General features: G+C 55.5%; 15 protein-coding genes. 5 read left to right on the top strand and 10 right to left on the bottom strand.

All coding sequences use genetic code 11. From position 1 onward, the window contains the following. Positions 1-231: 231 nt before the first annotated feature. The 3 genes from ABNT34_RS15160 to ABNT34_RS15150 form a co-directional block, all read right to left on the bottom strand. The gene (locus tag ABNT34_RS15160; protein ID WP_348733090.1) at positions 232-678 is read right to left on the bottom strand and encodes a ribonucleotide reductase subunit alpha; all 447 of its coding nucleotides are present in this window, start codon (positions 676-678) and stop codon (positions 232-234) included. A 95-nt stretch (positions 679-773) separates the two neighbouring features. Continuing rightward, positions 774-2,570, bottom strand: a complete 1,797-nt coding sequence (gene nrdD / locus ABNT34_RS15155) for an anaerobic ribonucleoside-triphosphate reductase (protein WP_348733088.1) — start codon at positions 2,568-2,570, stop codon at positions 774-776. 50 nt (positions 2,571-2,620) lie between these two features. Then, positions 2,621-3,160, bottom strand: a complete 540-nt coding sequence (locus tag ABNT34_RS15150) for a 4Fe-4S cluster-binding domain-containing protein (protein WP_348733086.1) — start codon at positions 3,158-3,160, stop codon at positions 2,621-2,623. A gap of 415 nt (positions 3,161-3,575) precedes the next feature. On the opposite strand from ABNT34_RS15150, the gene nirB reads away from it, so the two are divergent. The 4 genes from nirB to ABNT34_RS15130 all read left to right on the top strand — a co-directional run bounded on the left by nirB (position 3,576) and on the right by ABNT34_RS15130 (position 8,974). Continuing rightward, positions 3,576-6,173 (top strand): nitrite reductase large subunit NirB, encoded by a 2,598-nt coding sequence (gene nirB, locus ABNT34_RS15145; protein ID WP_348733084.1) that lies wholly within the window; start codon positions 3,576-3,578, stop codon positions 6,171-6,173. Further along, positions 6,170-6,538, top strand: coding sequence for a nitrite reductase small subunit NirD (nirD, locus tag ABNT34_RS15140; RefSeq protein ID WP_348733082.1), 369 nt, complete (start codon positions 6,170-6,172; stop codon positions 6,536-6,538). The genes nirB and nirD overlap by 4 nt, the downstream gene beginning before the upstream one ends. Before the next feature lie 93 nt (positions 6,539-6,631). Then, positions 6,632-7,582, top strand: a complete 951-nt coding sequence (gene cobA / locus ABNT34_RS15135; protein ID WP_348733080.1) for a uroporphyrinogen-III C-methyltransferase — start codon at positions 6,632-6,634, stop codon at positions 7,580-7,582. A gap of 117 nt (positions 7,583-7,699) precedes the next feature. Continuing rightward, positions 7,700-8,974, top strand: coding sequence for an alginate export family protein (locus ABNT34_RS15130; protein WP_348733078.1), 1,275 nt, complete (start codon positions 7,700-7,702; stop codon positions 8,972-8,974). Positions 8,975-8,999: 25 nt separating this feature from the next. Here ABNT34_RS15130 and ABNT34_RS15125 read toward each other — a convergent pair whose 3' ends face one another. Both ABNT34_RS15125 and ABNT34_RS15120 read right to left on the bottom strand, forming a co-directional pair. After that, on the bottom strand, positions 9,000-10,733 hold the full coding sequence (locus ABNT34_RS15125; RefSeq protein WP_348733076.1) for a protein kinase: 1,734 nt from the start codon (positions 10,731-10,733) through the stop codon (positions 9,000-9,002). Between the two features lie 2 nt (positions 10,734-10,735). Further along, positions 10,736-11,584, bottom strand: coding sequence for a formate/nitrite transporter family protein (locus tag ABNT34_RS15120; protein ID WP_348733074.1), 849 nt, complete (start codon positions 11,582-11,584; stop codon positions 10,736-10,738). Positions 11,585-12,029: 445 nt separating this feature from the next. Here ABNT34_RS15120 and ABNT34_RS15115 point away from each other — a divergent pair, with 445 nt between their 5' ends. Further along, on the top strand, positions 12,030-13,298 hold the full coding sequence (locus ABNT34_RS15115) for a nitrate- and nitrite sensing domain-containing protein (RefSeq protein WP_348733073.1): 1,269 nt from the start codon (positions 12,030-12,032) through the stop codon (positions 13,296-13,298). 58 nt (positions 13,299-13,356) lie between these two features. Here ABNT34_RS15115 and ABNT34_RS15110 read toward each other — a convergent pair whose 3' ends face one another. The 5 genes from ABNT34_RS15110 to narJ all read right to left on the bottom strand — a co-directional run bounded on the left by ABNT34_RS15110 (position 13,357) and on the right by narJ (position 18,368). Next, a complete protein-coding gene (locus ABNT34_RS15110) occupies positions 13,357-14,553 on the bottom strand; it encodes an alginate export family protein (RefSeq protein ID WP_348733072.1) in 1,197 nt (398 codons plus the stop codon). A 117-nt stretch (positions 14,554-14,670) separates the two neighbouring features. Then, a complete protein-coding gene (locus ABNT34_RS15105; protein ID WP_348733070.1) occupies positions 14,671-15,846 on the bottom strand; it encodes an HPP family protein in 1,176 nt (391 codons plus the stop codon). Between the two features lie 203 nt (positions 15,847-16,049). Continuing rightward, the gene (locus tag ABNT34_RS15100; RefSeq protein ID WP_348733068.1) at positions 16,050-16,844 is read right to left on the bottom strand and encodes a peptidylprolyl isomerase; all 795 of its coding nucleotides are present in this window, start codon (positions 16,842-16,844) and stop codon (positions 16,050-16,052) included. A gap of 70 nt (positions 16,845-16,914) precedes the next feature. Then, complete coding sequence (gene narI / locus ABNT34_RS15095) at positions 16,915-17,619, bottom strand: respiratory nitrate reductase subunit gamma (protein WP_348733066.1); 705 nt, start codon at positions 17,617-17,619, stop codon at positions 16,915-16,917. Then, positions 17,619-18,368 (bottom strand): nitrate reductase molybdenum cofactor assembly chaperone, encoded by a 750-nt coding sequence (gene narJ / locus ABNT34_RS15090; protein ID WP_348733064.1) that lies wholly within the window; start codon positions 18,366-18,368, stop codon positions 17,619-17,621. Before narJ ends, narI begins: the two co-directional genes overlap by 1 nt.

Genomic DNA, 18,368 nt, shown 5'->3' with positions numbered 1-18,368 from the left:
AGCCTACACCGGCAGCCGCGGAGTGAGCGATCAAGAGTGAGCGCGGGAGGCGCGAACGGGCGAACGCAGTGGTGGCGGTGTTGGCTTTGCCGCGATAAAACTGCTTGTCGCTCAAAGTCGCCATTCTCAAAGGGTACTAACCTTGTGCACTGAAGGTGGTACTTTGCGCGATCCGCACCCGGCAGTTTCGCCCTGAGTCTGGATCTGGTTAGTGTGCCGGCAGCCGAACGCTCAGCTTAAACTGACCAATTCACCATGTTTATCAAAAGTCAGGAACTCGGCGATGATGCCGGACTGGATTTTATTCAGCATCAGCCGCAGTGGCTGAATGGCTTCGTCGCTATTGGGCGCGATGCCGGCGCGTCCGGCCATGCTGGCGACAAAAGCGATATCCCAGTCGACGCCGGTTTCCAGTGATTCGGCCACCAGCGTGGCAAAATCGGCCACTTCCTCTGGTAGTTTATCGACACAAAGCACCGGCTCCAAGGCGCCGCCCTGGCCAGCTAAATAATGCTGATGCTGGCTCTCGGTATAGCCGTTCGGCAGTTCTGCTTTGGCGAAAACCCATAAGAGACGCTGAGGCTCAGCCTGCGCATTGGCCAGCGCAATAAAGCTGGCGTAACTGTCGAGGCTTGGCTCAGCCTGGGCTGACGTTGGATGATGGTATGCACAGCTCATAATGGGCCTTTGGTGGTCAACAAGATGGAAGTTGGCGCAGCATAACAAAGCCGGCCCGATGAAACTGCTCCCCGAAAGGAGCAGTGTTTTACCTCTTAGGGGGTAGGGTGTGTGGCACCATGCCAGTGATAATGCCTGCGCTGATGCTCGGCGCGGCGCGCTTTGCTAAAGGCCGACACCCGTTTGAGATAACCGATAACGCGGGTGCCGTAATCGATGTCACTGCTGCCACAGGCGGAGCAGGCTGTCAGCGTGCGTTTATCGATGTGCTCACAACAATTGCACAGGGTGATGCGGACATTAACACAAAAGTAGTTACAACCGGTTTTGGCGGCGAGATCCAGCAAGGCCAGATTGCCGGCCGCCGGCAGTTTTTCTTCGAGGTTCAGATGCAGCGCCGAGCCGCCGTCGAGATATTCAAGTAAGGTGTGGCCATGCAGCACAAATTTATCCAGCAGGTTGCTGCTGTCATCCTCGACCAGATAAAAATACGAGTTGTAGCAGTCGCGATTGACCTGATAACCGTCGGCCTGATCCCATTTGGCATTCTTGACGCCGAGATTCTCCGCCGGCACAAATTCGGTATTAAACAGATAACCATAGTCTGCCCGCGCCTGGCGGTTAGCATCAAAAATGACCTTCAGCTGCGCGCGGACAAAATCCAGATAAGGCGCATTATTGCCAGGTGTCAGGCCAAGGAATTCGGCCGCCTCTGGCATGCCGTTAATGCCAATGGTCAGAAATTGCTTGTCCAGACTGATAAAGCCCGCGTCGTACACAGTCAGTAGTCCGGCCGCTTTATATTCTTCCATTAAGGCGCGGTAAGCGACCTGATAACGCTGGATTTTATTGACCGCCACCGCAAGGTCGCGCCCGTCTTGTACCAGCCGGTTCATATTTAAGGTGATGACATTAATAGAACCGGTGGCGACGCCGCCGGCGCCAAGTGAATAAGAAAAAGTGTTGTCACTGATTTCACTGCGCAGGCGACAGCAAGACGCCAGCGAATCGGCATTTTCCGACAAATAGACAAAAAAGCTGTTCGCCTCTGCCATCTCGGCCGCTAACTGGCTGGCAAAAGCACGGTCTTTACACTGCTGCTGTTCTGTCAGCATCGCGACTGTCACCACCGGAAAAGTCAGCACGGTTTTTTGCCGCTCCTGATTAAACCAACGCAGGAAAAACCACTGCAAAGCCTCGACACTGTGCCAGTCCGGTTTAGTGAAATCCGGGAAAACAAAATCGCCGAACATACTGGCGAAATAATGCCGGTCATACACCGAGATATTCCAGAACACACTCTGATAACCGCGCGCTGCCGCCGGCTGATTCAGTGCGTACACCACGTGCTGCAGGTGGTTTTCCACCTGATGGCGATGGGTGGTTAAATAATTATCGCCGTAGTCTTTGCGGGCAAAATAATCAAAATAGGTCAGAAACTCGACCGTCGCGACGGCGCCGGCAAACTGGCTGGAGACGGCAAACACAAAATTAACGAAGCAGCCGCAGAAGGATTCCAGATGTTTGGGGGCGAGTGATTCGCCGCCTAATTTGGTCAGGCCATCCAATAAAAACGGGTACATGGTCACCGACACACAATAAGGTTTCAGGCTGGTTTCGTCGTGCACGTAGATTTCGTGCGCCTCGATTTGGCGCTGATATTCGTCAGCCAGCGGCTGGCCAAACAAACTGGCAATTTTGCCGGCGACCAAAGCGCGGTTGACCTGAATAAAACAATCTTTCATCAGCTCGGCTTCGAGTGTGGCAATGTTTTTTTGTGTGACATTGGCGTTGGCATCAAGTTTGGAGCCATCAGCCGGGTTGGCGGCCGCCACATATTGTTCAATAAACGCCAGTTTGTTAGCCAGTTGTTCCGCTTGCAGAATTTGCATGATGGGTGTCCTTTTGATTGTCTGTTTTTAGCGTGGTTCTAATGATGGAGTTATGCCGGCGCGAGTGCCGGTTTCGCCGGATACGCCGGTGCCGGGTTTGGCCACAGCAACGGGTTCAGGCAAAGCTGGCGGCGCAGGTCATACAGCCGTTGATTGCTGCTGGGGCTGTTGATGCCACCCAGTTCCGCCTGCCAGGGCCCGGTTTTGACATAGTCGAGCAGCGGCAACAGCGCTGACGGGCAATACGGCAGGCCGGTGTACAAGGCGGTTTTAAGCTCAAGTTGCCGGCACAGCTGCAGCAATTGGCTAAGCACACCGGGCTGCCATTCACCGCCGAGCATCAACACACAACTGAGCAGACCGCGATATTTGCCGATGTCTTGCTTCAGACGTGCTGCAGTCAGTAACTCGCCTTGTTGCGCCGACCAGCTGTCTGCGCTGTGACAACCTTTACAGCCAATTGAACAGCCACTGATGAGATACGCCAGGCTGACTTCAGCGGGAATTTCCTGCAGCAGCACATTGCAGGCGGTGAACCTGAGTGCAGTAGTCGATGGCTGTGTGGCCTGCTTTAAAGTAGAAAACACCATATGTTGTGATCTGTGCGTTTTATTATCCAAGATATGGTGTTTAGCTTAGGTTTTATGCCGGGGCTGAATTTGATCCAGATCAAAGTCAACGGCGAAGCAAAGCCTGCTACCCCATCGGGAGTAGCTGCTGCGAACTGGTGCAAATAATCCCCAAAAAAGTGCAGGAAAGGCAGCGGTTGTTATGGTGTTTTTGATTCTTTTTATTTAAAAACAATAAGATATGAAGTTGGCTTAAATACTGCTTTAACAAAACAACCGGTTGCAACCGGTAAAACATTTAACACAGGCAGAGCCAGACTCTGCCCCGGCAAAGAAGCCCAGGTTGAGCCTGCAATTTCGCAGGCAAGACCCGGGCTTTTTTTTATGCCGATTTTTCAGCGACGGCGTTCAGACACGACAGGCAGGAGATTGCAGCATGCAACAGAGCACAGATCAGATCACAACAGCGCAGATCCTGGTGATTGGCAATGGGATGGTCGGACATCATTTTATCGAACAGTTGCGTACGCGTGATCGCAGCTGTGGCATCACTGTGCTGTGCGGTGAGCCGCAGCTGGCCTATGACCGCGTGTATTTGTCGTCCTATTTCAGTGGCACGCCGTTGGCCGAGCTGGCGTTATCCAGCGAGGAGTGGTACCGGGAGCAGCAGGTTGATTTGCAGCTGAACTGCTGGGTGGAGCGGATTGACTCGCAGCTACTGCAGGTGTTTTGTCGCGACGGCCGGGTGTTTAGTTATCAGCAACTGGTGCTGGCGACTGGCTCTTATCCATTTGTACCGCCTATTCCCGGCAACGACCAGCCGCATTGTCTGGTGTACCGCACTGTGCAGGATTTACAGGCGATTGAACAAAGCGCAGCACTGAGCAAAACCGGCGTGGTGATTGGCGGCGGTTTATTGGGCTTAGAAGCTGCAAACGCGCTGAAACAACTGGGCCTGGACACCCATGTCGTCGAGTTTGCGCCACAGCTGATGGCGGTGCAGCTAGACGGCGCCGGTGGTGCATTGTTGGCCGACAAGATCACCCGGCTTGGCGTGACGGTACACACCGGCAAAGCCACCCAGGCCATTGTGGCTGGCGGTCAGTGCCGTTATCAGCTGCAGTTTGCCGACGGTTCGGTGCTCGATACCGATCTGGTGCTGTTCTCCGCCGGGATCCGGCCTTATGACCAGCTGGCGCGCGCCGCAGGCCTGAGTGTCGGCGAGCGCGGCGGCGTGGTGATTAATGATTGGTGTCAGACGTCGGACCGCCACATCTATGCCATCGGTGAATGTGCGCTGTGGCAAGGCAAAATCTACGGTCTGGTGGCACCGGGTTATCAGATGGCGCGGGTAGTGGCCGACCAGCTGGCGCGCCGGTTAAGCCAGGACATCCACCCCAACACCGGCTTAACTTTTTTGGGCGCCGATATGAGCACCAAGCTGAAGTTGCTCGGTGTCGAAGTGGGTTCTATTGGCGACGCGCATGGCAAAACGCCGGGCGCGATGAGTTATCTGTTTACCGACCCCAAAGCCGGCCACTATAAAAAATTAGTGGTAAGCCCGGATGGTAAAAAGCTGTTAGGCGCAGTGCTGGTCGGCGACACCAGCCCTTATGACACTTTGCTGCAATATGCGCTGAATGACCTTGTGCTTCCGGCCAAACCGGAGCTGCTGATCCTGCCGCAGGCCGGCGATAGCGCGATGCCGGCACTGGTGCTGCCGGAGACGGCGACAGTCTGCTCCTGTCATAACGTTGCCAAAGGCGACATTATTCAGGCGATTGGCAACGGCGTGTGCGACCTTGCCGCCATCAAACAATGCACCAAAGCCGCCACCGGCTGCGGTGGCTGCAGCGCCTTATTAAAAACCGTGGTTGATGATGAACTCAAAGCCCGCGGTGTGGTGGTCAACAACCATCTGTGTGAACACTTTGCGTATTCGCGCCAGGAGCTACTGCATCTGATCCAGGTCGAAGGCTTTACCACTTTTTATCAGCTGCTGCAGGCACACGGTCAGGGGCATGGTTGTGAGATTTGTAAGCCGACAGTGGCATCTTTGCTGGCGTCGCTGCATAACGACTATGTGCTGAAAAAGCCGCATGTTGGTTTGCAGGATACCAACGACACTTTCCTCGCCAATATGCAAAAAGACGGCTCTTATTCGATAGTGCCGCGCATCGCCGGTGGTGAAATCACCGCTGACAAGCTGCTGGTGATTGGCCAAATCGCCAAAGATTTTGGCCTCTACTGCAAAATCACCGGCGGCCAGCGCATTGACTTGTTCGGCGCGCGTTTAGAACAGTTGCCGCAGATTTGGCGGTTGTTGGTCGACGCTGGTTTTGAAACCGGCCACGCCTATGGCAAATCGCTGCGTACTGTGAAGTCTTGTGTCGGCAGTACCTGGTGTCGGTATGGCGTGCAGGACAGTGTCGGCCAGGCTATCGCCATCGAAAACCGCTACAAAGGCCTGCGCGCGCCGCACAAAATTAAAATGGCGGTGTCAGGTTGCACGCGGGAATGCGCCGAAGCGCAAAGCAAAGACATCGGCATTATCGCCACCGAACGCGGCTGGAATTTGTATGTCTGTGGCAATGGCGGCATGCGGCCGCGCCATGCTGACTTATTTGCCACCGATTTAGACACAAAAACCCTGATCAGCTACATCGACCGCATCCTGATGTTTTACATCAAAACGGCCGACCGGCTGACCCGCACCTCGGTCTGGCTGGAAAAACTCGATGGCGGTCTGGCTTATCTGCAGGACGTGGTGATCAACGACAGTCTTGGCCTTGCTGCTGAGCTGGAAGCACAGATGGACAAACTGGCCGGTACTTATGCCTGTGAATGGAAAGCCACGCTGGACGACTCGCAGGCACTGAAGCGTTTTCGCCACTTCGTTAACAGCGACCAGGCCGACCCCAATATTCTGTTTGTGCAGGAGCGCGCGCAAATCCGCCCGGCCACCGAGCAGGAAAAACAACAACTTCAGTTACAGATCCCGGTGAAAAACCTGACAGAGGAGAGCATGGCATGAGTGTCCGTGAAATTTGCAGTCTGGATGATTTAGTCGAAAACAGTGGCGTTTGTGTACTGGTCGATGGCCAGCAGGTGGCGTTGTTCTGGTTACGCACACCGGGCACTACCGGCCCTGGCGAGCTGTTTGCCATCGGCAACTTTGACCCGCTCGGTGGCGCCAATGTGTTGTCGCGCGGCATTCTGGGGTCGGTCGGTGACCAGCTGGTGGTGGCTTCGCCTTTGTATAAACAGCACTTTTGTTTACGCAGTGGCCAGTGTCTGCAGCAGTCAGAAGTGCGGGTGCCGGTGTATCCGGTGTTGCTGGCGCAGCACAAAGTGCTGATTGGCAGCACGCCGCTGGCCACAGCCGCTGCGGCAGCCTGACCAGTTTACAAACTGAATATAAAAGCAAGACAAAAGACAAGGCAGACCAGCGCAACCAGAACTGGCGTCAGACCAGCAAAGCGGGAGAACAACATGAGTGTAGCGGGCTTTTTTCAGGCGGCAGGATTCAGCCTGCGCCAAATCGGCAGTTTGCTTGGCTTTAATACGATTGGCCTCAACGCCAGTGGTTTGGGCTCTGGCGGCCTGGCCGGCAATAACCAGCTGAACCTGGCACAGCCCGGTGGCGATACCGCCGCCGGAGTGTATTTAATCGGCGCCGGGCCGGGTGATGCGGAACTGCTGACACGTAAAGGCGAGCGGGTGCTGCGCGCTGCCGATGTGGTGTTGTACGACAATCTAGTGTCGGCCGGTGTGCTGGCGCTGTGCCGGCGTAGCTGTCAGCGCATTTATGTCGGTAAACGCGCGGGTCAGCATGCGATGGCACAAAGCCAGATTAATCAGCTGCTGGTGGAATATGGTCAGCACAGTGTCAGTGCCGGCAAAGTGGTGGTACGGCTCAAAGGCGGTGACCCGGCGATTTTTGGCCGGGTCAGTGAAGAGGCTGCGGCACTGACGCAGGCTGGTTTACCATTTGCCATAGTGCCTGGCATCACCAGCGCCTCGGCGGCCTGTGCTTATAGCGGTATCGCGCTGACGGCGCGTGGTCAGGCCGCATCGGTGCAGTTTTTAACCGCCCAGTTTGCCGATCCAGGCCGGCAACCGGATTTTACCCAGTATCAGTACCAGAGCGGCCAGAACCCGACGCTGGTGGTGTATATGGGGCTGAACCGGCTGAACGAGCTGTGTCTGGGGCTGATGAATGTCGGCTGGCCCGGCGCGATGCCGGTGGCGCTGCTTGACCAGCTCAGCAGTGATACACAGCAAGAACTGACCGGCAGTCTGGCCGATATTTGTGCGCGCTACGCCTGCCATCAGCAAGGACCGAACCCGCTGCTTGGGCCAACGCTGATAGTGATTGGCACTGTGGTCAGCAGCCCGATGGCGCTAAACCGCACTTTATTACGGCCGCTGCAGCAGGTCTGAGCCGGCCTTTTTTACCCCAAACTTTAATCAGTTTTTTACCAGCTTTTGCCAGTTTTTTGCCGGTGTGGTCACCGGTCTGGCTTTGCTTTGCCCGGAATTTGTCCAAGGAGAATGTCGATGAAATTATCCGTCCGCCCGTTTGTCGTTCTATTACCGCTGAAGCTGGGGCCCCTGAAATTGGCGCCGCTGATGTTGCTGCCACTACTGACAGCGCTGCCTGCCCATGCAGCAGCAATTGCCTCTCCAGCAACGCCGGCCGCGGCATCCCAGCCGCCTGCGCTTAAAGCCGGCCAGAATAACCTGAACTGGCTGTTTCGCTATCGTGCGGAATATGTTGATCAGGACGGCCTGCCCGAGCAGGCGCTGGCCAATACGCTGCTGACGCGGCTTAGCGCCCAGCAGGGCATCAGCGATGAATGGAGCGCCGGCGTCGAATTTGATTATGTCGCGGCGCTGGACAACAGCCGTTACAACAATAGTTTGAATGGCAAAAGCCAGTATCCGCTGATTGCCGACCCTACCGGCAGTGATCTAAATCAGGCTTATGTGCAGTATCAGCATGGCGGGCATCAGCTGAAAATCGGCCGGCAAAAACTGGCGCTTGGCAACGAACGTTTTGTCGGTGGCGTCAGCTGGCGGCAGAACGAACAGACCTTTGATGCGCTGCGTTATCAAACCGCGCTTGGCAGCGGTCTGACCCTCGATTACAGCTTCAGCAACAGAGTCAACCGGGTGTTTGGCAGCAAAAGCCCACAAGGCGACTGGCGCGGCAATATCCATTTACTGGACGTCAATTACGCGATTTCGACAGCGCAGCAGCTGAAATTTTATAGCTACAACATGGATTTTCGCGAGGCGCCCGCGCAGTCCAACCGCACCATTGGGCTGGATTATCAGCACAGTGGCAAAGCCGGGGCGCTGAACTGGCAGTGGGCTGGCGCGCTCGCCACACAGCAGGATAGCGGTGACAACCCGCGTGCGTACCGCGCTTCTTATCAGAATCTCGAAGCGCAGCTTAGTTATCAGGCTTATCTGTTTGGCGCCGGTTATGAAAAACTTGGCTCAGATAGCGGTGTAGGCTTTAGCACGCCTTTGGCGACGCTGCATAAATTTCAGGGGTATGCGGATAAGTTTTTAAATACGCCGGCCAATGGCGTCAAAGACTTGCAGCTCAAAGCTGGCTACATCAAGCCGGATTGGGACCTGCAGCTGCAATATCACTGGTTAACCGCGGCCACAGGTGGCGCGGATTATGGCAATGAACTTAATGTCAGCCTGCAGCTGAAGTTTGGCCCGCGTTATGCGGTGTTCATCAAAGCGGCGCAGTATGACGCCCGGCATTATCTGACCGACACCAGTAAATACTGGCTGCAGTGGCTGGCCAGGTACTGATAGATCAGTTTTGCCGGTGCTGCTTCTATACCAACAGCAACCAGAGGATCAGCAGTGTCTGCAGATAACACAGGCACTGCCAGAGCCGCAGCGGATAAGCGGCCTGCAAGGTTAGTTCGCGGCCGAGCTGCGGGTTCGGTTGGCGCAGGTCGTACAAAAATTCCGACAGATGCTGATAGCGTTTGGCCGGGTCGACCTGTAACGCCTTTTGCAGCGTCAAATCTAACCACTGCGGCCAGTCATTGTGCCGGCCAACAATCGGCTGGTAACTCAGACGCTGCTGCGCCGGCAGATTTTTACAGCGCGCGATGTCCGGGCCATAAGGCGACTGGCCGGTCAGCAGGTAATAACACAAGGCGGCCAGCGAATATAAATCGGACTGACAGCTGCCGGCCTGACCAGTGAAATATTCTGGCGCCGTAAATAACGCCGTGCCCGGAATATCACCCGCCACTTCCTGATCGCTTTGTAAACCGGCCAGTCGCGCCGCACCAAAATCGATGACACAAATCTGGCCTTGCGCATCGATCATCACATTCTGCGGCCGGATATCCTGATGCAGAATTTCAGCGCGATGCAGCGCCTGCAGCGCTTTACCGGTCTGTTCAATAATGCCAAGCACCTGCTGCAAGTCCGGTGTGGCCTGTTGCAGGCGCCACTGCGCCAGTGTCTGTCCTTTGACATAGGCAAACAGACTATAAATGGCGCTGCGCGGTGCCATTGCCAGCGCGCCGGAATCAGGTTGCGCCGCGCGCAGCACATAAGGGCTGTGCACTCGTCGGGCTATCCATTCTTCGCGCAGCAGTTTTTCCAGATACAGATCATCATTGGCCAGCGTCTGCGACGGCGCTTTTAACACCGCCGGCGTGCCATCCGGCAACGCCACCAGATACAGATGGCTGCGGTTGGTCTGGCTCAGCACCCGCTGCACTGTCATGCCGTCCAGCACACTGCCGTTCTGTAGCAGCGGGGGCAGCGGCAATCTGGCATCGAGGCTATTAGGTAAAAAGCCGCCGGGTAATTGGCTCTGCGCCGGCACGGCGAGCACCTGTACCAGTTGCACGGAAATATTATCATCGCTGCCATTGGCCAGCGCGATATTGGCCAGTTGCTGCGCCAGCTGGTCCAAATCAGCCGTAGTTGCGGCGCCTTCCAGCAAAGTGGCTAATTCTGGCTGGGAGATAAAATCAAACAGGCCATCACTTGCCAGCAGAAAACAATCGCCGGCGTAAAGGCTCAGCTGTTGTTGCTCCGGCACTATCTCCGGCCCAGCGCCAAGCGCCTGACTGAGCAGCTGCTGACCAGCCTGCCAGCTGCGCTGATCCCGGGTTAATTGCGACAACTGTGCGTTGCGGTACAGATAAATCCGGCAGTCGCCGAGGTGGATCCAGTGCGCCTGTTGCTGGCGCAGCACCAGCGCGGAGAAAGTACAGCAATAGCCTTTATCCGGATCCTGACCATAACTGCTGTGTTTATTTTGCTGATATAACCAGCGATGACAGGCTTTGAGTACCTGCAGTGCAGCATGAGGCACTGACCAGGCCGGGTTCGTAGCGAAGTAATCCAGAATAAAACTGCGTACGGCAGTCTCACTGGCCAGCTGGCTGACCTGACTGCTGCCGATGCCGTCGGCTATTGCAAACACTGCGCCTTTATCACGCAACAAGCCTGCAGAGGGCAGGCTGAAATCAGCAAAATCCTGATTGATGAACTGGCGGCCAGCCATACTGTGCTGGCCGGCCTTCAGCTGTAAACTCATATTCAGGCAGCCTTTTTATTGCCGCTGAAACTGTTGTTTTGCAATAACTCGCGTTTTGGTGCGGTTTTATAGTGGGTGCTGTATAAAGTCAGCCCGGTAAAGGCTAAACCGCCGACCAGATTACCCAGCGCCGTCGGAATTTCATTCCACAGCAAATAGTCCATCACGGAAAAATCGCCGCCCATCATCAGGGCAAAAGGAAACAGGAACATATTGACGACCGAGTGCTCAAACACCATGTAAAAGAACAACATAATCGGCATCCACATCGCGATCACTTTGCCGCTGACATTGGTGGAGATCATCGCGCCGACCACGCCCATCGACACCATCCAGTTACACAACATGCCACGCAAAAAGATCGTCAGCCAGCCACTGACGCCATGGGCGGCATAACCGACAGTGCGGGCTTCACCAACGCCGGCGAGTTTTTCGCCGACCGGGCCGGCTGGCGCATCAAAGCCCATGGTAAAGACAAAGGCCATCATAAAGGCGACCGTTAAAGCGCCGGCAAAATTGCCGCAAAACACCAGGCCCCAGTTGCGTAAAATGCCGGGGATTGTGACACCGGCTCTGCGGTCCAGCCAGGCCAGCGGCGTTAACACAAAGACGCCGGTTAATAAATCAAAGCCCATTAAATACAACATGATAAATCCGACCGGGAACAACATAGCGCCAGCCAGCGGCGAGCCGGTCTGCACACTGACAGTCACGGCAAATACCGCCGCCAGAGCCAGAATGGCGCCGGCCATAAAAGCGCGGATCAGCGTGTCGCGGGTCGACATAAAAATTTTCGCTTCGCCGGCGTCGACCATTTTGCTGACAAATTCAGCGGGGATGAGATATGCCATAAAATTTCCTCGTTTTGTTGCAAAAAAAAGCGCCCGCCCTCAAATGAGGAGCGGACGCCTGTGTCCGTTTTTTTATATTGTTTGTATTGTCTGCAGTTTGTGCGGTGCGACTGGTTTATCACACCAGATGCACACCACATGCATGTGCACACCACATGCGTTTGCAGCCAAATGGGTAAATGCATTTCAGATGCCAGCTTGAAATATTTATTAACTTATTCATTTATAAACAAAAAATAATGCAGCCAGCGGTTGGTCCCGGTACGGCTGCGCCAGTTCAGTGCAGTGATTGCACGGAACTGGCGCAAGCGCCAGCTCAGCAGGCGCGCCTGCTGCACCGAATAGCACGCTAAAGTTGTTTATTTTCAGTCAGATGCCGCACTTTGCTTCAGGTTGGAACAACCTTTGCCGCAGCAGGGGTCTGTGATGTTCAGACCGGACCGCTATGGATCCATTAGTCCTTCGTTTATTACTGTCGGCAAAACAACAGGATGTGGCGGCGCTGCGCCAGTTACACAGCCTGATTGAAGTGGTCACCCGCATTGGCGATCTGGTGCATCATCTGCAGCGCGAACGTGGCCTCAGTAACATGCTGATGTATACGCCGCAGCCGGCGCTAAGCAGCGCACTGCAACAGCAGCAGGGCGAGGTCAGCCGCCGGCTGGCGCAAACGGCCGCCTTGACTGCAGAGCTGCTGGCAGCCGGTGCTTTACAGGCGCCGCGTCTACAAAGCGCTTTGGCCTGTGCCTTACAACAAAGTCAGGTTTTGGCGCAAGTCCGGCTGGCGGTCGCCGGTTGTCAGGCAGAGCAGGCATGCAGCCAGGCACCTTGTGAACAGTATTCGCAGCTGATCCGGCATTGGCTTGACGTGGTGATCGAGGCGGCTGGCCTGTCAGTGTCGCCGGCCGTCAGTCAGCTGGTGCTGAGCCTCATCTACCTGTTGCAGGCGAAAGAATTTGCCGGTCAGGAGCGCGCCTGGGGCGTGGTGGCTTTTTCCGGCAAGGCCAATGGCATTGAACTGGCCGAGCGGTTGCAGGTGCTGGCGCAGTCGCAACAGGATGCGTTGCAGGCGCTGTGGCCAGGCCTCAGCACCGCGGTTTGCCAGGTGTATCAGCCACATTTTTGTCAGCAGGCCGACCCACAATATCTGCAGCTCAAAGACATGATGCTTGGCCTGTGCCGGCATCAGCAGGCGTCGCCGGCGCTGGCTGAACTGTGGTTTCAGTGTGCCAGCCGGCGTATTGATTTGCTGCACGCGCTGCTCGAGCCGCTGAAACAAGCGCTGGAGCAACAGCTGGCCGCGTCAAAACAAACTTATGCCAAAGAGCAGCAGCTGCTGAAGCAACAGGGCGCGCCAGTCCCAGAAGCTGCACCACTGCAAGCGGCGCAGAAGCTGGCCGGTATTTGGCCACTCAGTAGCGAACAAAACGGCCAGGCGTCGCTGCTGCAGTTGCTGCGCGAGCAATCGCAGCATATCGGCAACATCGAAACTGAACTGGAACAAGCGCGGGCCGCGGTGCAGGAGCTGAAAATGGTGCAACGCGCCAAACTGATGCTGATTGCACAGCATCAAATCAGCGAACAGCAGGCGCATCATCAGCTGCAAAAACTGGCGATGGACCGGCAGCAATCGCTGTTCGAAGTGGCGGCGCTTTTAATCGAAAAAGCGCAAATGCGGCAAAGCGAAATAAAAAAGAGCGCCAAATCAAGCTGAGATGGCGCTGCAAAAAACCGGCGTGGAGCGACCGGTACACAGAGAGCAAAACAGGGGATTAAGGCTGATAAGTTGCCATCAACCAGAATTTACGGGTGTCGGCCTGCAAAGTATCAGCCTGATAAAACGCCACTTTGCCAAGCAACTGCCACTGGCTACTCAGCTCATAAGCCAGGCTGGCGTCCAGTTCATTGCCATAATGCAGGCTTGCCACATCGCTGTGGAAACGATGCCAGGACAACGTTGCTTTGGCTTTTTGCACTGGAAAGGCCAGCTGCACCGCTTGTTCGCGCAATCCTTTGACCGGCGTGGTTAAAAACATATCGGCAAAACCGTTAAAGGCATGCAAAGTAGCAAAAGGCGTCTGAAAGGCATTTTGCCCGTCCGAGCCAAGCCGCTCCAGAATACCTTTGACTGTGACTTTACCCAGCGGATAACTGAGCTCAAATCTGTGGTAATTCAGCTCATAGTCGGCAAGGGCGGCATGAGCATCGTGCTGGCGGGCGAGGGCCGCCTGCCATTTAAACCCGCGCGCACCACCTTTGTAGTCAAGGCCAGTGGTGCCGGCGGAGCGGGCGCTTACCGTGTCAAAGTCGAGGTCATAAAAATAACCCTGTAGCACCTGGTCGGCCGCCATAGTCCACTGTGCCTGCGCCAGGTTAAAGCGGCCGTGTAAGTCGGCATTGGCGCCGTCCGGGCCAAACACCCGGTTGGCATTGTGCAGACTTGCCATATCGAGCTGCAGGGTCGGGCTGAACTGTTGGCTCAGGCGGATACCATCAAAAGTCTGTTCGTTTTGCCGCCAGCCGACACTGCCGATAAAACGCTGGTCGCCGAAATTCAGCCGCTGCCGGCCAATCGTAATCAGGCTGTTGCTGCCGGCTTTAAATAACAGTGCGGCCTGATTGAGGTCCAGACCATCCGGATCGGCAATAGTGGCGTAACGGCTCTGGCCATTAACGGTACTGTTGTAGGAGTCGCCGCCAAGCAGCGCAACATGGTCAGCTTCAATCAGTGCACTGAGACTTTGATTGGTTGCCAGCGTCCATTGGCCGCTATTGACCGTCAGCCGGCTGCGTAAGGTAGACGCCAGTGCGTCTGCTAAGGCGCCATCCGGCTGCACTTGTTCGAGGCGGTAGCGGAAGTTCCATTTGACGGTAGAATCTTGCCAGAACTGGGCAGCTTCAGTGGCCGCAGCGTGGCAGATAGTCAGTGGGGCAGTGGCCAAAGTGGCCAGCAATAACGCGCGTTTCATTTTGGTTTTCCTCATGCGGTTCGCTGCGCCTATTGTAGGGCGCAAGCGGCGCATTATGTGGAAAATACCAATAGAAACAGCCAGATAACCATTAATAGGTAACCCGTGTTTGCTGTGTTAAGCCTGCCTTTGGTGGGCCAGTGCCGCCATCAAATCCGATTGCGTCACCACTCCACAGAGTGTTTGGTCGGCGGCCACAATAGGCACATGATGTAAGCCATTGTTGGCCAGCAGTGGCACTAAAGTGGTGATCGGATCGGTTGGCGCTGCCACGACCAGCTGCGTGCTCATTTTATCGCTGACGTTGTGCTGGTCCTGTGGTATGCGCCATTTCCGCCGCAGGTGCAGCCACAAACTGCGTAAATGCTGACGGGTGCCGGTCAATTCCGGTAAGGCCAAATCTTTCAGAAAATCCGGCAGCGAAATCACGCCAACTAAACGCTCATCAGCGCCAACCACCGGCAACATACTGATTTTATGCTGGCGCAGCAGCAACCAGGCATCGCGCAGCGGCGTTTGTGGGCTGACTGTGACTAAATCCTTCGCCATAATATCGGCGCAGCTTAACGCCGAGTGCTGCCGGCTTTGGGCATGTTGTTGCGCCAGGCTAAAGAGTTGCACCAAATCAGCTTCACTGATATCCAGCACCGACTGAAACTTATCCATCGCCGCCTGTAAATCTTCATGCTGCAGCTGACTGCGGCTCAGCGGCGGCAGGTCGGTGGTGACCGGCGTGCCAGGGCCAGGCAGGCGTTGCGGACGCAGATACCGTTGCAACAACAGGCTGACGCCGAGCATCACCCCTAAATTCAGCCCAACCGGGAACAGCAGAAAATCAAGGCCGGGCGGGTTGCCCGTCGTGGTGGCTATCACCGGCACCAAAGCGGTGGCGCCGCCTGGCGGATGCATGGCTTCAAACAAATACATCACAAATAACACCAGTGCTATGGTGGCGGCGGCCATCAGCGGAAAACTGCTGAACAGATGGCTACAAGCAAGGCCTATCGCGGCTGGCAACAAGTGGCCCCATAAAAACACCGCCGGTTTGGCCAGCGGGCTGCCGGGCAAACCAAATAACAACACCGCCGAGGCGCCCATCGATGCTAACAGCAACACATGACCGCTGCCGGCCAGATACCACTGACTGATTTGTGAAACCAGTAACAAAGCGACAAAGGCCGCAGCCACCACTTTTAAGCGGTGGCGCAGCGTGATCGCTGACAGATGTTGTTCATTGGGCTGGTACAAACCGAGCAGCTGCAGGAAACGCTGCCGTAAAGACGCTGGGGCCATGGATATTGTCGCTGCTCGTGATTGCTGCTGCAGACAGTCGTTACCGATAGTTAGTGCCGACAGTTGCAGCAAAAAGAGCACCATTCTAACCAGCAGTGCTGCGATCGCCCAGCAATTTGCGCCAAACTGGTGCAATTTGCCGGGCTAAAAGCGGCCGGCGGGCTTTTTTGCACCAGTATGCGGCAATTTTACAACAGCAAGCCTCATTGCATCAGTGGCGAAGGGTTCACCTGAAAATCAAAACCGGCGATTTGCGCTTCGCTAATCAGCACTGAGATATATTGCGCCACCGCTTTGCGCCGGACTTTTTCGTTCAGGTAGTCGGCAATCCGTTGTGAAACCGCAGCATAGGGCAACTGCTGGCCTTCGACTCTATGCAGCACTTCAACCACATGCAGACCATAGCGGCTTTCCAGCGGATAAGGCAATAAACCCGGCTGTAAGCGAAATAACGGCCGCTCCAGCTCCGGCACTGTCTGGCCTTTGGAGATCTGGCCTAATAAACCGCCACTGTCTTTAGTTGAACAGGCGGAAAACTGACTGGCGAAGCCAGCAAAAGCGCTACCCGCCTGAATTTGTGTGATCAGCGTTTCAGCCTGTTGTTGTGCTTTGCTGCGTCCGGCCTGGTCATCTGGCGCGCAGGCCAGCAAAATATGCCGTACTTCCAATAACGGCGAGCTGACAAATTTTTGCGGATTTTGCTGATAATACAGCTCACAATCCGCCGCTTTGGCGCTGGGCACTGTGACCTCCAAATCGATCACTTGCTGCACCAACCTGTCTTGCGCAGCCTGACGCTGATCGGTGTTTGCCGTCTGCTGTAACGCGGCAACTGCTTTGGTTAAACCCAGTGCGTCGGCGCGTTGGCAGATTAACTTTTCAATAATCAGACTTTGCGCGGCAGCGACCATAGCTGCGCGTTTATCGGCCGCCGGGTGGTATTGCATCTCGGCAAAAATCTCGGCTTCGGAAATTGGCTGCTGATTGACTTCAATCATATTGAACTCCCAACAGGCCAGCGCTGCGCTGGCCTTTGTTCTGGTTACGGCTTCACTTTTTCGAGGATGGTTAGCGCACAAAACGCTGACGCACAATCTGATGCGGCCGGCGGATATATTGCAGCGGCACGCTCAGCATATGCACCAGACGGCTGAACGGGAACACCACAAACAGCGTCATGCCAAGCACAATGTGCGCTTTAAAAATCCAGTGCACACCCTGCATCGCCGCGACGGCTTCTGCGCTGTCAAAGGTCACAGTGTTTTGCGCCCAGGCCATTAACTTCAGCATTTCACTGCCGTCCATATGACCGGCGGAGACAAAAATCGAGGTTAAGCCCAGTAGCAGCTGCGCCAGTAATAACCACAGCAGCGCGATGTCCATCGGATTGCTGCTGGCGCGTACCCGTGGATTGGTCAGCCGGCGTTTCAGCAGGATCACTAAACCGTACAGGCAAATCAGGCCAAAAAAGCCACCGACACCCATTGCGATCATTTGTTTAAACGCTGCGCTGATGCCAAGCAGATGCCAGACTTCGGCCGGCGTCAGCAGCCCGACCGCGTGACCACCCAGAATGGCCAGAATGCCGATATGAAAGGGGATACTGCCGCGGCGGAGTTGTTTTTTCTCCAGCAGCTGGCTGGAACTGGTTTTCCAGCTGTATTGCTCGCGGTCGTAGCGCACCCAACTGCCAATCAACATCACCGCAAAGGCGATATAGGGGTAAATGCCAAAAGCCAGATGATCAAAGTAACTCGCATTTATGAAACTCATCATAAAACTCCTGAAGCTGCAGCGGCAGCGGGTGTCGCTTCATTAAAAAACTGCACCGGCACCATTTGGTCGCGGCGTTGGCTTTCACTTGGGCGGTATTGACTGCTGGGGCAGCTGGTTTCACCCCCGCCGGTGTTGCCAGCCGACATAAAGCTGACCATTTCCTCTTCCCAGACTTTATCCAGTGCTTTGGGCGTGTCGTCGCGCTGTTCGCTGCTGATTTGTTTGGCCAAATCAGCGAGATCAATCTCTGCCTCTGACAGCTCCAGCAGGCTATGCAGCAGGATTTGATAATCCGAATCGCGCTGCGCCAGACGTGCCGCCAGCAGGCCCAAAATCGGCGCCACTTCCTGCAGACCAAAACGCGCATTGTCAGCGCCCTGGGTGGATAAAAACTCTAAGTACAGCGGCAGATAATCCGGCAGTTCTTTTTGCGAGATATCCAACCCGGCCTCGCGATACTGCGCCTGCAGGTCGACCATCGCCTGACCGCGGTCGCGCGATTCGCCATGTAAATGTTCAAACAGCAGCAGGCTTAAGCTGCGGCCACGTTCAAACTGGCTGTCGTATTCGGCCTGCCAGTCCATTAAATCTTTGCCAAGCCGCTGGCTGATAAAGGCCAGCAGCGCCGTTTTGGCGGCGTCGGACAACGCCGCCGCCTGCACAATTTGCTCAAGCTCGGCCTGGCTGTCGTGTAACAGCGCAGTCGGGTAGTCGAGCAATAACGAAATCACCTGAAGTATTTGCAT

Origin of the sequence: Rheinheimera texasensis (assembly GCF_964031785.1) — a bacterium.
Classification (GTDB): Bacteria; Pseudomonadota; Gammaproteobacteria; order Enterobacterales; family Alteromonadaceae; genus Pararheinheimera; species Pararheinheimera texasensis_A.
This window is presented reverse-complemented; position numbering and strand designations above follow the sequence as displayed.

Excerpts from the sequence above, each read along its gene's own strand:
- ABNT34_RS15160 (WP_348733090.1), bottom strand. The coding sequence starts at position 678 with ATGAGCTGTGCATACCATCATCCAACGTCAGCCCAGGCTGAGCCAAGC.
- nrdD (WP_348733088.1), bottom strand. The coding sequence starts at position 2,570 with ATGCAAATTCTGCAAGCGGAACAACTGGCTAACAAACTGGCGTTTATT.
- narJ (WP_348733064.1), bottom strand. The coding sequence starts at position 18,368 with ATGCAAATACTTCAGGTGATTTCGTTATTGCTCGACTACCCGACTGCG.
- cobA (WP_348733080.1), top strand. The coding sequence starts at position 6,632 with ATGAGTGTAGCGGGCTTTTTTCAGGCGGCAGGATTCAGCCTGCGCCAA.
- ABNT34_RS15150 (WP_348733086.1), bottom strand. The coding sequence starts at position 3,160 with ATGGTGTTTTCTACTTTAAAGCAGGCCACACAGCCATCGACTACTGCA.
- nirB (WP_348733084.1), top strand. The coding sequence starts at position 3,576 with ATGCAACAGAGCACAGATCAGATCACAACAGCGCAGATCCTGGTGATT.
- ABNT34_RS15130 (WP_348733078.1), top strand. The coding sequence starts at position 7,700 with ATGAAATTATCCGTCCGCCCGTTTGTCGTTCTATTACCGCTGAAGCTG.
- ABNT34_RS15105 (WP_348733070.1), bottom strand. The coding sequence starts at position 15,846 with ATGGCCCCAGCGTCTTTACGGCAGCGTTTCCTGCAGCTGCTCGGTTTG.
- ABNT34_RS15100 (WP_348733068.1), bottom strand. The coding sequence starts at position 16,844 with ATGATTGAAGTCAATCAGCAGCCAATTTCCGAAGCCGAGATTTTTGCC.
- ABNT34_RS15110 (WP_348733072.1), bottom strand. The coding sequence starts at position 14,553 with ATGAAACGCGCGTTATTGCTGGCCACTTTGGCCACTGCCCCACTGACT.
- nirD (WP_348733082.1), top strand. The coding sequence starts at position 6,170 with ATGAGTGTCCGTGAAATTTGCAGTCTGGATGATTTAGTCGAAAACAGT.
- narI (WP_348733066.1), bottom strand. The coding sequence starts at position 17,619 with ATGAGTTTCATAAATGCGAGTTACTTTGATCATCTGGCTTTTGGCATT.
- ABNT34_RS15115 (WP_348733073.1), top strand. The coding sequence starts at position 12,030 with ATGGATCCATTAGTCCTTCGTTTATTACTGTCGGCAAAACAACAGGAT.
- ABNT34_RS15120 (WP_348733074.1), bottom strand. The coding sequence starts at position 11,584 with ATGGCATATCTCATCCCCGCTGAATTTGTCAGCAAAATGGTCGACGCC.
- ABNT34_RS15125 (WP_348733076.1), bottom strand. The coding sequence starts at position 10,733 with ATGAGTTTACAGCTGAAGGCCGGCCAGCACAGTATGGCTGGCCGCCAG.